Source organism: Roseicyclus sediminis, assembly GCF_025515305.1.
Lineage (GTDB): Bacteria > Pseudomonadota > Alphaproteobacteria > Rhodobacterales > Rhodobacteraceae > Roseibacterium > Roseibacterium sediminis.
On record NZ_JAOPHT010000012.1, the window covers coordinates 24150 to 39035 of the forward strand.

16 protein-coding genes are annotated in these 14886 nt (G+C 66.4%); 6 read left to right on the forward strand and 10 right to left on the reverse strand.

Features of this window, described 5'->3' with window-relative positions:
- The first annotated feature begins 28 nt into the window (after window positions 1-28).
- From N8I71_RS14645 to N8I71_RS14660, 4 genes are all read left to right on the forward strand, one after another.
- A complete protein-coding gene (locus tag N8I71_RS14645; RefSeq protein WP_262878756.1) occupies window positions 29-1045 on the forward strand; it encodes an amino acid ABC transporter substrate-binding protein in 1017 nt (338 codons plus the stop codon).
- 141 nt (window positions 1046-1186) lie between these two features.
- Window positions 1187-2404, forward strand: a complete 1218-nt coding sequence (locus N8I71_RS14650) for an amino acid ABC transporter permease (RefSeq protein WP_262878757.1) — start codon at window positions 1187-1189, stop codon at window positions 2402-2404.
- Between the two features lies 1 nt (window position 2405).
- Entirely contained in the window at window positions 2406-3722 is a 1317-nt protein-coding gene (locus tag N8I71_RS14655) for an amino acid ABC transporter permease (protein WP_262878758.1), read from the forward strand.
- 14 nt (window positions 3723-3736) lie between these two features.
- Window positions 3737-4540: an amino acid ABC transporter ATP-binding protein gene (locus N8I71_RS14660; RefSeq protein WP_316249255.1), complete on the forward strand. Its 804-nt coding sequence runs from the start codon at window positions 3737-3739 to the stop codon at window positions 4538-4540.
- Between the two features lie 112 nt (window positions 4541-4652).
- Here N8I71_RS14660 and N8I71_RS14665 read toward each other — a convergent pair whose 3' ends face one another.
- From N8I71_RS14665 to ttcA, 8 genes are all read right to left on the reverse strand, one after another.
- Window positions 4653-5165, reverse strand: coding sequence for a SixA phosphatase family protein (locus N8I71_RS14665; protein ID WP_262878759.1), 513 nt, complete (start codon window positions 5163-5165; stop codon window positions 4653-4655).
- A 27-nt stretch (window positions 5166-5192) separates the two neighbouring features.
- Window positions 5193-5864 (reverse strand): ferredoxin, encoded by a 672-nt coding sequence (locus N8I71_RS14670; RefSeq protein ID WP_406676104.1) that lies wholly within the window; start codon window positions 5862-5864, stop codon window positions 5193-5195.
- Complete coding sequence (gene argB, locus N8I71_RS14675) at window positions 5857-6717, reverse strand: acetylglutamate kinase (RefSeq protein ID WP_262878760.1); 861 nt, start codon at window positions 6715-6717, stop codon at window positions 5857-5859. Before argB ends, N8I71_RS14670 begins: the two co-directional genes overlap by 8 nt.
- A 92-nt stretch (window positions 6718-6809) precedes the next feature.
- Complete coding sequence (yihA, locus tag N8I71_RS14680; RefSeq protein WP_262878761.1) at window positions 6810-7463, reverse strand: ribosome biogenesis GTP-binding protein YihA/YsxC; 654 nt, start codon at window positions 7461-7463, stop codon at window positions 6810-6812.
- The gene (locus N8I71_RS14685; protein ID WP_262878762.1) at window positions 7460-8203 is read right to left on the reverse strand and encodes an MOSC domain-containing protein; all 744 of its coding nucleotides are present in this window, start codon (window positions 8201-8203) and stop codon (window positions 7460-7462) included. The genes yihA and N8I71_RS14685 overlap by 4 nt, the downstream gene beginning before the upstream one ends.
- The gene (gene yidC, locus N8I71_RS14690) at window positions 8200-10029 is read right to left on the reverse strand and encodes a membrane protein insertase YidC (protein WP_262878763.1); all 1830 of its coding nucleotides are present in this window, start codon (window positions 10027-10029) and stop codon (window positions 8200-8202) included. Before yidC ends, N8I71_RS14685 begins: the two co-directional genes overlap by 4 nt.
- A 132-nt stretch (window positions 10030-10161) precedes the next feature.
- The gene (locus tag N8I71_RS14695) at window positions 10162-11694 is read right to left on the reverse strand and encodes a GGDEF domain-containing phosphodiesterase (protein WP_262878764.1); all 1533 of its coding nucleotides are present in this window, start codon (window positions 11692-11694) and stop codon (window positions 10162-10164) included.
- 141 nt (window positions 11695-11835) lie between these two features.
- Entirely contained in the window at window positions 11836-12687 is an 852-nt protein-coding gene (gene ttcA / locus N8I71_RS14700; protein WP_262878765.1) for a tRNA 2-thiocytidine(32) synthetase TtcA, read from the reverse strand.
- A 97-nt stretch (window positions 12688-12784) separates the two neighbouring features.
- On the opposite strand from ttcA, the gene N8I71_RS14705 reads away from it, so the two are divergent.
- Together N8I71_RS14705 and N8I71_RS14710 are read left to right on the forward strand one after the other, a co-directional pair.
- Window positions 12785-13675: an alpha/beta fold hydrolase gene (locus N8I71_RS14705; RefSeq protein WP_262878766.1), complete on the forward strand. Its 891-nt coding sequence runs from the start codon at window positions 12785-12787 to the stop codon at window positions 13673-13675.
- Between the two features lie 71 nt (window positions 13676-13746).
- A complete protein-coding gene (locus N8I71_RS14710; RefSeq protein ID WP_262878767.1) occupies window positions 13747-14280 on the forward strand; it encodes a DUF3833 domain-containing protein in 534 nt (177 codons plus the stop codon).
- Here N8I71_RS14710 and yidD read toward each other — a convergent pair.
- Both yidD and rnpA read right to left on the reverse strand, forming a co-directional pair.
- Window positions 14277-14498, reverse strand: coding sequence for a membrane protein insertion efficiency factor YidD (yidD, locus tag N8I71_RS14715; RefSeq protein WP_262878768.1), 222 nt, complete (start codon window positions 14496-14498; stop codon window positions 14277-14279). The two genes, N8I71_RS14710 and yidD, sit on opposite strands and share 4 nt — an antisense overlap.
- Entirely contained in the window at window positions 14495-14881 is a 387-nt protein-coding gene (rnpA, locus tag N8I71_RS14720; RefSeq protein ID WP_262878769.1) for a ribonuclease P protein component, read from the reverse strand. The genes yidD and rnpA overlap by 4 nt, the downstream gene beginning before the upstream one ends.
- Window positions 14882-14886 lie beyond the last annotated feature (5 nt).

Consider the following 14886-nt stretch of genomic DNA (forward strand, 5'->3'; position numbering starts at 1 on the left):
AGGGCAGTCCATCAGGAAGAGGTAAGAAATGAAGAAATCTGTGTTTTATGGCACGCTCGCCGTCGCCGCCGTTGCGGCCGGCACGCTCTCGGCCCAGACGCTGGCCGAGGTGCAGGAGCGCGGGTCGCTCAACTGCGGCGTGTCGACCGGCCTGACCGGATTCGCGGCACCGGACGCCAGCGGCGAGTGGCAGGGTTTCGACGTGGCCATGTGCCGCGCAGTTGCCGCAGCCGTCCTCGGCGATGCAATGGCCGTCGAATTCGTGCCCACCACCGGCCAGACGCGCTTTACCGCGCTCGCGTCCGGTGAAATCGACATGCTGGCCCGGAACACGACCTGGACGTTCAGCCGTGACGTCGATCTCGGTTTCGAATTCGTCGGTGTGAACTACTACGACGGCCAGGGCTTCATGGTTCCGCGCGACCTCGGCGTCTCGTCGGCCATGGAACTCGACGGCGCCACCGTCTGCATCCAGACCGGCACCACGACCGAACTGAACCTCGCCGACTTCTTCTCGTCGAACGGCATGAGCTACGAGCCGGTTCCGATCGAGACGAACGCCGAGGCGCAGCAGCAGTACCTTGCCGGCGCCTGCGACGTCTACACGACGGACGCCTCCGGCCTTGCCGCGACGCGCGCCACCTTCGAGGATCCGTCGGCACACGTCATCCTGCCCGAGATCATCTCGAAAGAGCCGCTCGGCCCGCTCGTGCGCCATGGCGACAACCAGTGGGGCGACATCGTCCGGTGGACGCTGAACGGCCTCGTTTCGGCTGAAGAACTCGGCATCACCTCCGCCAACGTGGCAGAGCTTGCCACCGGCACCGACAACCCGGAAATCAACCGGATGCTCGGCACCGAAGGTGAATACGGCGCCATGCTCGGCCTCGACGGCGACTGGATGGTTCGCGTCATTTCGTCCGTCGGCAACTACGGCGAGATCTTCGAAGGCAACATCGGCGAGAACACCCCGATCGGCCTCGCGCGCGGCCTGAACGCGCAGTGGACCGACGGCGGCCTGCTCTACTCGCCGCCGTTCCGTTAAGATCGACGACAAGGGGCGCGGCCGACGCCGCGCCCCTTTCTTCATGACTTCAGGTTTGCCGCTCGGAAATTGCCGCGCGGGACGCTGCACAGGCGTCTCGTAGACATCGCGCATTTCCAACAGACAGGGGGCTGACGACTCATGGCGACGATAACCGACCCGCCCAGCGAGGGCTTCCGGCTCAGCCAGCTGATCTATGACACCCGGTACCGATCCCTGACGATCCAGGTGGTGGCGTCCATCTTCATCATGCTCGGCATCGCGTTCCTGTTCATGAACGTGGTCACGAACCTGCAGGCGCTGGGCAAGGATTTCGACTTCGGGTTCCTCGGCAATCGCGCCGGCTACGACATCAATCAGCGCCTGATCGAGTACTCGAACAACTCGACCCATGGCCGAGCCGCCATGGTCGGCATCCTCAACACCCTGCTCGTCGCCTTCCTGGGCTGCATCGTGGCAACCGTGCTGGGCATCTTCGCGGGGGTGATGCGCCTGTCGAAGAACTGGCTCGTGGCCAAGCTGATGGCGGTCTATGTCGAGGGTTTCCGCAACATCCCGCTGCTTCTGTGGATCCTCGTCATCTTCGCGGTGATGACCGAATCCGCGCCTCAGCCCCGCGACTTCCGCGGCGAGGACGCCAGCGCATCGATGATCCTGTTCGATTCGGTCGCGGTCACGAACCGCGGCATCTTCGTTCCCGCGCCGATCTGGGGGCCGAATTCCGGCATCCTCGTCGCGGTATTCCTGCTTTCGCTCGTGGCGATCTGGGCCTTCCGCCGCTATGCGCACAAGCGGCAGGAGGAGACCGGAGAAATCCTGCCGGTGTTCTGGATCTCGCTCGGCCTCTTCTTCGTGCCCTCGATCCTCGCCTACTTCGTGCTCGGCCAGCCGGTTTCGCTGCGCTATCCCGAGCTTGCGGGCTTCAACTTCGAGGGTGGTATCCAGCTGCGGAACTCGCTGATCGCGTTGTGGTTCGCCCTGTCGCTCTACACCGGCGCCTTCATCGCCGAGATCGTGCGCGCCGGTATCCTGGCGATTTCCAAGGGGCAGACGGAGGCCGCGTACGCGCTGGGCCTGCGTCCGAACCGGACGATGAGCCTGGTGATCCTGCCGCAGGCGCTTCGGGTCATCATTCCGCCGCTCATCTCGCAGTATCTGAACCTCACCAAGAACTCGTCGCTCGCCATCGCCGTGGGCTACATGGACGTGCGTTCGACGCTCGGGGGGATCACGATCAACCAGACGGGCCGCGAGCTTGAGGGAATGCTGCTTCTGGGATGCTTCTACCTCGCGACATCGCTGATCATCTCGGGCGCGATGAACGTCTACAACAACTCCGTCAAGCTGAAGGAGCGCTGACATGAGCGAGGTGCACGCACAAACCGTCGCCTATGTCCGCGACACGATGATTCCCCAGGAGGCGCCCCCGCCGACCGAGGCGGGCGCCATCAAGTGGCTGCGGGAGAACCTGTTCTCGTCCTGGCTGAACGCGATCCTGACGGTCGTGTCGCTGTACGTGATCTATTGGGTCGTCAGTCACGTCGCGGGCTGGATGCTTTTCGGGATCTGGGATGCCGGAAGCCTCAGCGAATGCCGCGAGGTCCGCGATGCGACTTATGGCGAAGGCGCCAGCGTGGCCTGCTGGGCGGTTCTGACCGATCGCTGGGACCAGTTGATGTTCGGCTTCTATCCCTCCGAACTCTACTGGCGCCCGGTCCTCGCCCTCGTCCTGTTTCTCGTGGCGATCGCGCCGGTTCTCTACGACAGCCTGCCGCGCAAGATGCTGTGGTTCACCGCGGCGTCGCCCTTCGTCCTGTTCTTCCTTCTGTGGGGTGGCACGATCTGGGGGCCGCTCGCGGTGGCGGCGGGGTTCGCCATCGGCTGGGCCGTCCTGCGTTTCGCGACACCCGTGATCGGCGACCTTGGCGGCATCGTCGCGGCATTCGTGGTGCCGATCCTCTACTGGTTCTTCGCGGTCGGCCCGATTGCGGGCGCGCTCGGCAATGCCATCCCGATCGGGATCGAGTTCGTGCCTTCCGACGACTTCGGCGGCTTCATGCTGGCCTTCGTCATCGGTATCGCGGGCATCATCCTGTCCTTGCCGCTGGGCATCCTGCTTGCGCTCGGCCGGCAGTCGGACCTCTTCATCATCAACAAGTTCAGCGTGATCTTCATCGAGGTCATCCGCGGCGTGCCGCTGATCGTGTGGCTCTTCACGGCCTCGCTCCTGCTGAACTACTTCCTGCCGCCGGGGACGAACTTCGACCTCATGCTGCGGGTGATCATCATGGTGACGCTGTTCTCCGCGGCCTACCTGGCCGAGGTTGTGCGCGGCGGCCTCGCGGCGCTTCCGCGCGGCCAGTACGAAGGTGCCGACAGCCTCGGCCTCGATTACTGGCAGTCCATGCGCCTCATCATCCTGCCGCAGGCCCTGAAGATCTCGATCCCCGGGATCGTGTCGACCTTCATCGGCCTGTTCAAGGACACGACGCTCGTGGTGTTCATCGGTCTTCTCGACCCCATCGGCCTGTCGAACGCGATCCGGGCCACGACCGACTGGAACGGTATCTACTGGGAACTGTTCATCTTCATCGGGCTCTGCTTCTTCGTCTGCTGCTACGCAATGAGCCAGTATTCGCAATGGCTGGAGCGCAAGCTCCGCACCGATCACCGTTAAGGGAGACCTGACACATGGCTGAGGCACACACCAACCCCGTCGAGGAACGTCAGATCGACCGGTCGCAGATGCAGGTCTCCGACGAGGTGGCCATCGAAATCGCCGGCATGAACAAGTGGTACGGTACGTTCCACGTGCTGCGCGACATCGACCTGACGGTGAACCGGGGAGAGCGGATCGTGATCTGCGGACCCTCGGGCTCGGGCAAGTCGACGCTGATCCGCTGCATCAACGCGCTGGAAGAGCATCAGAAGGGCTCCATCACGGTGGACGGAACGCTTCTGTCCAACGACCTCAAGAACATCGACCGCATCCGCTCGGAAGTCGGGATGGTGTTCCAGCACTTCAACCTCTTCCCGCATCTCACGATCCTCGAGAACTGCACGCTGGCGCCGATCTGGGTGCGCAAGACGCCCAAGCGCGAGGCCGAGGAAACGGCGATGTATTTCCTCGAGAAGGTGAAGATCCCCGAGCAGGCCAACAAGTATCCCGGCCAGCTTTCGGGCGGTCAGCAGCAGCGGGTCGCCATCGCGCGCTCGCTGTGCATGCGGCCCCGGATCATGCTGTTCGACGAGCCGACCTCGGCGCTTGATCCCGAGATGATCAAGGAGGTGCTGGACACAATGATCCAGCTGGCCGAAGACGGGATGACGATGCTCGTGGTGACCCACGAGATGGGTTTCGCCCGCCAGGTGGCGAACCGCGTGATCTTCATGGACCAGGGCCAGATCGTCGAGCAGAACGAGCCCGAGGAATTCTTCATGAATCCCAAGTCGGACCGGACGAAACTGTTCCTGAGCCAGATTCTCGGGCACTGAGGGGTTTCCCGCCCCAAGGGGCGCGACCGGAACAGGGCCGCGGTGGGCATCGAGCCCCCCGCGGCCCTCCGCTTTTCAAGCGGTGCGTATTTCTGGAAAGATGATGGGCCGGTCAGTCCGGATCGGGCAGCTCGCGCGGCACCGCAAAGCCTGCGACAAGGCCCATCCCCGGCATGATGTCGGCCCAGTGCGGCGCCTCGAACTGCAGGATCAGGGTGGCGCCCGTGGGATAGAGGCCGAACTTCGGGTGTTCGGGCTGTGTGCGGCAGAGCGACCATGCCAACGCGCCGATGCCCGGGTTGTGCCCGATCACGGCCAGTGTTCCGGCGTCGCTATCGCGGATGGCCGACAGGATCTCCGATGGCGCGGCGAGGTAGAGCGACCGCCGGAATTCCGGCTCGGGCGCATGGGGCAGTCTCGAGGCGATACCGGCCCATGTCTCCCGCGTGCGCCGGGCGGTGGAGCACAGCACGGCCTCGGGTTTCACCCCCATCCGGCTCAGCCAGGCGCCGATGCGTGGCGCGCTTTGCAGTCCACGGATGTTCAGCGGGCGATCGTGATCGTCGAGCGCCGCATCGTCCCAGTCGGATTTCGCGTGGCGGATCAGGATCAGGGTGCGGATCATCTTGGCGCTCGGGTCCTTGTCACGGTGTCAGGGATGGAACCGGCGCATGTGATAGGCCGACTGGCAAGGCAATCGTCCATAAGTCCGGCTGACGGGGCAAGCTCTTCGAACCGCGCAGCCGGTCTCCATGCAGTCCTTTCCGTCCTCCGTGTCGAGAAAGCCATGGCAGGAGGCGGCGTCGTAGCCGTTGGCCGAAAGCGCGCCCACCGGGCAGGCGGCGAGGCAGGGCCTGTCGCAGATGGCGCAGGGCGCCTCGGCGGGAGGCGCCGGCAGGTCGAGGCGCGATTTCAGCGCGAGCGCGCCACGATAGGAAACCATCAGCCCCGCTTGGTCGTGGACCAGAAAGCCGACCGGGCTTTCCCAGGCGCGGCCCGAGCGCTTCGCCCACGCGATGAAGGGCTGCCAGGGCGGGCCGGCGAAGGGAAAGAGCGCCTTGGCCCCGAGATCGCAGGCGATCTGCCCGATGACCCTGCGAGACCAGCGGTCGAACGGATCGGGATCTGCATTCCGCCATTCCGGCTGTCCCGTCAGATGGGGCCAGAACCCGGGCTCCGAGGGGCCGAGCAGGATGAGGGTGCCGGTGTCGGCGGGGGCGCCGTCATCCGGACCCGGATGGAAAGCGCCGAAGATGCCGAGCTGATGGGCCGCGACCCTTGCCGCGATATCTTCGTAGCCGGGCGCGGTGCCCTCTTCAGGCACGGATCATCGAGCCCGCACCGTGGTCGGTGAAAAGCTCCAGCAGCACCGCGTTCGGCACCCGCCCGTCGACGATGGTGCAGGCACGCACGCCGTTGCGCACTGCAAAGAGCGCGGTCTCGGTCTTGGGGATCATGCCGCCGGAAATCGTGCCGGCGCGCGTCATCTCCTCGACTTCGGCCGCGCTGAGCGCGGTCACGATCTCGCCCGACGCATCCTTGACGCCCGCGACATCGGTAAGGAGCAGGAGCCGATCGGCCTTCAGCGCCGCGGCGATCGCTCCCGCAGCGGTATCGCCGTTGATGTTGTAGGTCTCGCCGTTCCGCCCGGCGCCCAGCGGGGCCACGACCGGGATCATGTCATCCCCGAAAAGGTTCGTCAGGACCGCGGGATTGACCTCCACGGGGTCGCCGACGAAGCCGAGCGCCGGGTCCTCCGGGTCGCAGAGGATGAGGTTGGCGTCCTTGCCGGAAAGGCCAACCGCCTTGCCCCCCTGCGCGTTGATCGCCTGCACGATGCGCTTGTTGACGAGGCCGGAGAGGACCATCTCGACCACCTCGACGGTGGCGGCGTCGGTAACGCGCTTGCCGTTCACGAATTCCGTCGTGATGCCGAGCTTGCCCAGAAGCTCGTTGATCATGGGGCCGCCGCCATGGACGACGACCGGGTTCACGCCGACCTGGCGCAGAAGCACGATGTCACGCGCGAAGGTCGCCATGGCGGCGTCGTCGCCCATGGCGTTGCCTCCGAACTTCACCACCACGATGGCATCGTTGAAGCGCTGGAGATAGGGCAGGGCCTCGGAGAGTGTCCGGGCGGTGGCGATGTCGTCGCGGGTCATGGTCCGTGTCTTCATGTGCGCGGGTCCGGGAAGGGGTCGAGCCTCAATAGGCGAGCGGGGCGCCGGAGTGAAGCGTTGCGATGCGTATTTGAAGAAAGATGAAGGGATCAGGCGAGATCGGCGACGATGGCGCGGAGCGTCTCGATCCCGTCGCCCTTTTCCGACGAGGTGAGGACCAGCTCCGGGAAGGCGGCGGGGTGCAGACCGAGTTTCCCGCGCACCTGTTCGAGGATGCGGGCGCGGTCCTTTTCCTTCACCTTGTCGGCCTTGGTGATCACCACCTGAAAGGGCACGGCGGAGGTGTCGAGAAGGCTCATGATCTCCTCGTCCACCGCCTTGATGCCGTGGCGCGCGTCGATCAGGACGAAGGCGCGGCGGAGCGTGGCGCGCCCGGAGAGGTAGGCCTTGAGAAGCGCCTGCCATTTCTTGACGATCTCGACGGGCGCCTCGGCATAACCGTAGCCGGGAAGGTCGACGAGGTAATGGCTGTCGCCGATTGTGAAGTAGTTGATCTCCTGCGTCCGTCCCGGGGTGTTGGAGGCGCGTGCCAGCGCACGGCGGCCGGTGAGCGCATTGATGAGGGTGGACTTGCCCACGTTCGAGCGCCCGGCGAAGCAGACCTCGGCCCGGTCGGCGGGGGGCAGGCCGTCCATGGCGACCACGCCCTTCAGGAACTCGGCGCCTTGCGCGAAGAGGAGGCGGCCGCGCTCGGCGGTGGCGGCGTCGGGCGCTTCGGCCAGAGGGAAGGGGAGCGACGTCATACCCGCACCGCCGTGTCTCCGACCGCGATCTGCCCGCCGCGGCGCACCATGGCATAAACGCCGAAATTGGTGTGGCCCCACCCTTCCTCCAGCGCGTCGAGCGTCGCGGCATCGCGCCGGCCCGTATCCGGGTTGGCCTCGGTCGCGCGGCAGCGGCCGATCGGCTCGATCACCTCGAGCTCGGCGTCGCCGATCCGGAGGCGCTTGCCCACGAGGTCGAATTCTTCCCATGGGGCAAGACCGTCGAGCCAGAGATTGCCGCGGAAGCGGCGGGGGTCGAGGTTCTGGCCGAGTTTCTGCGAGAGCGCGCGCAGGGAGGATTCGTTCAACACCGACACGGAGGCGAAGGGCGCATCGGACATTCCCGAGTCGGGTGCCCGCACCAGCGCGGCGGGCGGATGACGGTCGGGGGGATAGATCGGCTTCAGCCAGGCGAAGAGGGCGAGCGCCGCGCCTTCGGTGCCGGGTTCGATCGCGAGATCGGGCCGTTCGGGATGGGACAGATGGATCCTGTCGCCCTCGACGCGCGCGCGCACCGCCATGAGCGAGGGCCCCTTCGCGCCACGCAGGAAGTTCCGGCACGGCCGCCACCCTTCGCTCGCCTCGCCGCCTTCTTCAAGAACGGCCCAGGCGCGGTCCATGGGCAGCGGCCGGTCGATGCGAAGACCGACGCGATCCAGCCGCTCCGCCCCGATCCCCTTGATCGGGTGGCGCCAGATCTGCGCCAGTCGCCAGCTCACTTGGCGTCCGGCTTCTTGCGCCGGAAGCTTGAGCGGATGTTGCCGAAGAGGTCGGGCGAATAGCCGTGCCGCTTCATGATGATGTACTGCTGCGTGAAGGTCAGCGTGTTGTTGGCGATCCAGTAGACCAGGAGGCCGCTGGCGAAGCTGCCGAGCATGAACATGAAGACCCAGGGAAGCCAGGCGAAGATCGCGGCCTGCGTCGGGTCGGTCGGCTGCGGGTTCAGCTTCTGCTGGAGCCACATGGAGATGCCGAGCAGGAGCGGCAGGATACCGATGAAGATCAGTGCCATCAGGCTCCCGGGTTCGGGGGAGTCATAGGGCAGCAGGCCGAAGAGATTGATGATCGACGAGGGATCGGGCGCGGACAGGTCCCGCAGCCAGCCGAAGAACGGCGCCTGGCGCAGCTCCAGCGTGACGAAGATCACCTTGTAGAGCGAGAAGAAGATCGGGATCTGAAGCAGGATCGGCAGACAGCCCGACGCGGGGTTCACCTTTTCCTTCTTGTAGAGTTCCATCATCTCCTGCTGGAGCTTCTGCCGGTCGTCGCCGGCGCGCTCCTTGATCTTCTCCATCTCGGGCTGCAGTTCGCGCATGCGTGCCATCGAGGCGTAGGACTTGTACGCGAGCGGGAACAGCACGGCCTTCACGATCAGGGTCAGCGCGATGATGGCCAGGCCCATGTTGCCGATCAGCAGGTTGAGGTTGTGCAGCAGCCAGAACATCGGCTTGGTCAGGAAGTAGAACCAGCCCCAGTCGATGGAATCGATGAACCGGTCGATCCCGCCCTCGTTCTGGTAGTCGCGGATCGTTTCCCATTCCTTGGCGCCCGCGAAAAGCTGGGTCGTGACCTCGCCGGTTGCACCGGGGGCGACGGAGATGACGGGCAGGCGCGCCTCGGTCTGATAGATGTCGGCCGAGGCGACATAGCGGGTGACCGAGGTGAAGGGTTGCCCGTCACCGGGGATCAGCGTGGTCATCCAGTACTTGTCGGTGAAGCCGATCCAGCCGTTCTGCTCGACCGGTACGACCTCGGCCAGCGCGCGTTCGCGCTCCACGAAGTCGAGCTCGGTGACGTTGTCGTAGCCGATCTCGTCAAGCTGGCCGTCGACTTTGCGCACGACGCCTTCGTGCAGGATGAAGAAGTTCTGCAGATCGTCGGGCAGGCCGTGGCGCGCAACGATGCCGTAGGGTGCGAGACGGACCTCGGTGTCGCCCGTGTTCTCGACCGTCTGGGTGATGCGGAACATGTAGTTCTCATCGACCGCGACGGTGCGGCGGAACACGAGGCCCGCGCCGTTATCCCAGATCAGCGTGACCGGGGTTTCGGGCGTCAGCCGCTCGCCGCTTTCCAGTTGCCAGGGTGTGTCGGCGCCGGGCACTTCCTCGAAGTCGAGATCGCCTGCGGGCGCCCATCCGTAGAGCGCGTAGTAGGGTTCCGCGCCTCCGGTCGGTGCGAGAAGCCGCACGATGGGTGCGTCTTCCTCGATCGTTTCGCGGTATTCGCGCAACGAAAGGTCATCGATCCGTCCGCCCCGGAGCGAGATCGAGCCTTCAAGCGAGGGGGTCTCGATCTGGATCCGCGCGGATTCGTCCAGCGCGACCTCTGTCATCGCGGTCTCGGTCGGCACGGTGGCCGTGTCCGTCCCCGCGGGGGGCGGCGTCAGGGCGATGTTCTCGCCCGTGCCGTCCTGCAGCGCCGTCTCGGCGGGGATCGCGTTGGGATCCACGGGCGGTTCGGGTGGCGGGAAAAGCAGGAACCAGACGAGGATGACCACCATGCTCAACGCGGTGGCCAGGATCAGGTTTCGGTTCTGATCGTCCATGACGCCACAAATCCTCTGTCCGAAGTCACGAGGGTTCAACAGAAGGGGCCTGCAAAGGTCAAGGGGCGTTTTGGACGCCGGGGCGGTGGCGCGCGGCGCTTCCTGTCGCGGAGCCGCATTCCGAGGGGTCGGTCATTGCGCCGGGCGCAGCGCCCGCTCGGCCGGACCATCGGACCGGCCGGCCTCCCGCGAGGCGAGCCAGCGCAGCGTTTCTGCCAGTGGCATCGGCTTGCCGATCAGGAAACCCTGAAGTGCCGCGCAGCCCATCGCGGTGAGCGTCGCGCGTTCCTCCTCGGTCTCGACACCCTCGGCCAGCGCCTCGATCCCCATTTCCCGGGCCATCGAAAGGATGGCGCCGACCATCGCCTTTTGTTCGCCGTCGGCGTCCACGCCGATCACGAAAGACCGGTCGATCTTGATCCTGCGCACCCCGTAGCGCCGGATCGCGAGCAACGAGGCCTGGCCGACGCCGAAATCGTCCAGTTCGATCGCCACGCCCTGTCCGCGCAGCGCGCCGAGGGTTGCGACGATGCTGTCGTCGCGTGCCGTCGCGGCGACGGTCTCCAGCACCTCGATGGCCAGCCGCGATGGCGCGATGTCGTGCGTGTCGAGGTCCCAGGCGACCTGTTCGGCATAGGTGGGGCTGCGCAACTCGTCCGCGCAGGCATTGACGGAGACGGTAATGTCATCGGCGCCATGGCGGTCCCAGGTGGCGAGCGCTGCCAGCGCGTGTCGACGCATGGCGAGGCCGAGGGCCTCCATCCGCCCGGCCTCGGCCACGGCGTCGAGAAACCGGGCGGGGCCGAGAAGGCCGAGGCGCGGATGGTGCCAGCGCGCCAGCGCCTCGAAACCGGTCACGCGGCCCGTCACGGCGTCGACCTGCGGTTGGAACCATGGCCTGATCGCGCCCGAGGTCAGGGCCTCGGCCACTTCTTCGGCAAGGGGATCCTCGCCGGGTCGGGTCAATGCGCGGCCGGGGACGTGGGCGCGGATGGAATTCGGGCCGGCAAGGATCGCCTCTTCCAGCGCGCTCTCGGCGCCGGTCAGCGTGCTCGCGGCGTCTGCCCCGCCCTGGCGCAGCGCCGCGTGGCCGACCGAGGCCGTCAGGCGCAACGTCGCGTCGCCGACGATCAGCGGTTCGGCCACGACGGCGCAGAGGCGCGCGGCGATCCCCTCGCGGATACCCAGGCGCGCGACCTCGACGGGATGCAGGACGACACCGAACCGCCCTTCGCCGAGGTCGGCCAGCAGGTCGCCGCGCCTCAGGGAGCCCTCCAGCCGCAAGCGGCAGCGGTCGTGAAGGGCGAGCGCCGTGTCGCGGCCCCAGCGGGTGACCAGGGCCTCCCGGTCATCGAGTGCGAGCACGAAGCAGGCCGTGTCCATGCCCGCCATGGCGGCGATCCTGTCCAGCATCGCGGCCATCGTGTCCCGGTTCGGGCGCCGGTCGCCGGACGGGTACATCGGGTGCGCCATTGCCCCGCCGATGTTGCGCAGCGCCAGCAGAGTGGGCAGTGCCATCGCCGTGGCGATGACCGCGCCCTCCCGCCCGGTCTGGTATGCGAGGAGTATGAGGATCGGGAAGAGTGCCAGGACCTCTGTCCGCAACAGGGCTGTTCCCAGCCGCGCGTGCCAGTGCGCAAGTCCCTGTCGCAACTCCCTGCTCATTCCGCGCCGCCGTCCCCTGCCATCGGTCCGCTGCCATCCGTCCCAAAGACGCCTGGGCCCGGTGCCTGAGGCGCGGGCCGTCGGGGTCCGGACTATGCGAAAAGGCCTGACAGGGGCTTAAGCGCGCGACGCGGAATCGCTCTAATTCTCGGTTTCCCGGACCAGCCCGGCGAAATCGAACAGCGCGGGGTCCAGGAGGTGCGAGGGCCTCGCGTTCATCAGGGCCGAGAACATCTTGCCCCGCCGCCCCGGCGCCTTCGTCTCCCACTCGTCGAGCATCCGCTTGATCGCCTGCCGCTGGAGGCCGTCCTGGCTTCCGCAGAGGTCGCAGGGGATAATCGGGTAGCCCATGGCGCGCGAAAAGCGCTCGCAGTCCTCCTCTGCCACGTGGGCGAGGGGACGCAGCACGAAGAGGTCGCCCTCGTCGTTCAAGAGCTTCGGCGGCATGGTGGCGAGCTTGCCGCCGTGGAAGAGGTTGAGGAAGAAGGTCTCGAGAATGTCATCACGGTGATGGCCGAGGACGACGGCGGAACACCCCTCCTCTCGCGCGATGCGATAGAGGTTGCCGCGCCTGAGCCGCGAGCAGAGCGCGCAATAGGTCCGCCCCTGCGGCACCTTGTCGATAACGATAGAATAGGTGTCCGCGTACTCGATCCGGTGCGGCACGCCCATCTTCGCCAGGAATTCGGGCAGGACCGTCGCGGGGAAGCCCGGCTGCCCCTGGTCGAGGTTGCAGGCGAGGATGTCCACGGGCAGAAGCCCGCGCCACTGCAGCTCCGTCAGGACGGCAAGCAGCGTGTAGCTGTCCTTGCCGCCCGACAGGCACACGAGCCACTTCTCCCGCGGGGCGTCGGGCGCGCGGCGCTCGACCATGCCGTAGCGTTCGATCGCCTCGCGTGTGTCGCGCACGATCCGCTTGCGGAGCTTGCGGAACTCCGTCGTGCGGGGCGCGCCGTGGAACAGCGGGTGGATATCGTCGGTCTCGTCGAGCATGGCGACCTGATATCCAGTGGCCGCATCCGGAGCAACGGGTTTGGTGCCCGTCGCAAATGCTGCTATCGTCGGCCCAGGGTGGGAAGGAGGACCGCGAATGCTCTTCTTCTTCACGAGCCGCGCCTATGACGCGGCCAAGGACGAGTTCACCAAGAAGATCGCCGACGAGACGAGCTATGTCGTCCTGCCCCACGAGGGGCGCAATGCCGGTTTCCGAACGGACAGGGCCACCTGGCTCGGCAAACTCCGGTCCGAGATGGAAACCGACGAGGTCGTCGTCTTCGTGCATGGCTACAACACCCCCCAGTTCCGGATGCTGCGGCGCCTGCGCAAGGTGAAGGCCGGCCTCCGCAACCACGGGTATCGCGGCGGCATCGTCGCCTATTCCTGGCCCAACCGCGAGCAATTCTCGAAATACCACGCCGACCGCGACAGCGTGCCGGACTTCGCGCGGGCGCTCTATGCCGACGGGATCAAGCCGCTCATGGCGCTCAGCGGGCAGACGCGGGTCCATCTCCTGTGCCATTCCATGGGGTCATATGTGTTCCTCATGGCGATGTCGGGTGTCGCCGGGACCCGCAAGCTGTCCGAGGTCGCCTTCGTCGCCGCGGACCTGGACCAACCGTGGTTCGTGCCGGGCAAGCAGGGGGAGCGTCTGCTGTCCGCGTGGTCGGGCCGCTTCACCAATTACTACAGCACGAAGGACCGGGTGCTCGACCTGTCGGAGAAGATCATCCACGGCGATCCGCGCATCGGCGGCGACGGTCTTCCGCATCCGACCGGCGCGAACCAGCAGGACATCGCCTGCGCGGACCGCTACATGTCGCCGGACTACGACGGAAAACGCGAACGCGTCTATTCTCACAGCTTCTACTTCGACGACGGTCCATGGCTCAGAGACCTCGCGCTGACGATCGCGGGCAAGGCGGGCGGCGCATTGCCGACACGCGGCCCGGCGCCGGTGCCCCCCGATCATGTGCTGCTCTAGTCCCGGGCTTTCCCCACGTTGGCGCGCGGGCGTCCCTTGCCCAATCGGTCAAGCGGCTTAGCTCGCCCTTCATGACACTTGTGCGCGCCCTTCTCCTCCTCGCTGTCCTGACGCTCGCCGCCTGCGCCGGACGCCCCTCTCTCGACGCCCCGCCGCTGTCGGACCGGGAGCTGAACCTCGAGGAGTTCTTTGCGGGCGATCTCGTGGCCTACGGGCAGTTCCAGGACGTGCTCGGCAATGTCAGCCGGCGCTTCACCGTGGATATCGAGGGGACCTGGGACGGCGAGACGCTGACCCTGGTGGAGGATTTCGTCTACGAGGACGCATCGACCGAACGGCGCGTGTGGACACTCACGAAGACCGGGGACGAGACCTGGCAGGGCACGGCGCCGGGTGTCATCGGCACCGCTACGGGCCGCGAGGCGGGCGACATGTTCAACTGGCAGTACACGATCGACCTGCCGGTTCCGGGCGGAGAGACGCTCCGCGTCAGTTTCGACGACTGGATGTGGCTACTGACCGAGGATCGTCTTCTGAACCGTGCCTACATGATGCGCTTCGGCATCCCGGTGGGCGAGGTCATCATCCACTTCGAGCGGCGCTAGTCGGGGACGTTGTCCACGCCCGAGCCGCCCCATGGGTGGCAGCGGGCGATGCGGCGGGCCGCAAGCCACGTGCCCCGGATCGCCCCATGTTTCTCCAGCGCTTCCATGGCGTAGGCCGAGCACGTCGGCTGGTAGCGGCAGGAATGTCCGACCCACGGGCTGAAGACCAGCCGGTAGAACCGGACCGGCAGCGAGACGACATAGGCCAGAGGGCTCATCCGTGGACGCTCCTGAGTGCGCGGACGAGATCGGCCTTCATCGCGGCGAAGTCGCGGCTGGCGGTCTCGTCCTTCTTGCCGATCAGCACATAATCCCAGCCGGGCCGTCCTTCCAGCGGCAGGATCGCGCGGGCGATCTCCCGCAGGCGCCGTTTGGCCCGGTTTCGGGCCACCGCATTGCCGACCTTCTTCGAGCAGGTGAAACCCACGCGGATGCCTTCGGCCGGTTCGTCCCCATGCCTCTGCCGTGCCTGAAGGAGGAACGCGGGCGTGCCGACGCGGCGGGCGCGCGCCGCGCGCAGGAAGTCGGCGCGTTTCCTCAGGACGGAAACGGAAAAAACCCCCGTCGACGTTTCGGTCGGCGGAGGCGTCTCGGGTGCCATGACAC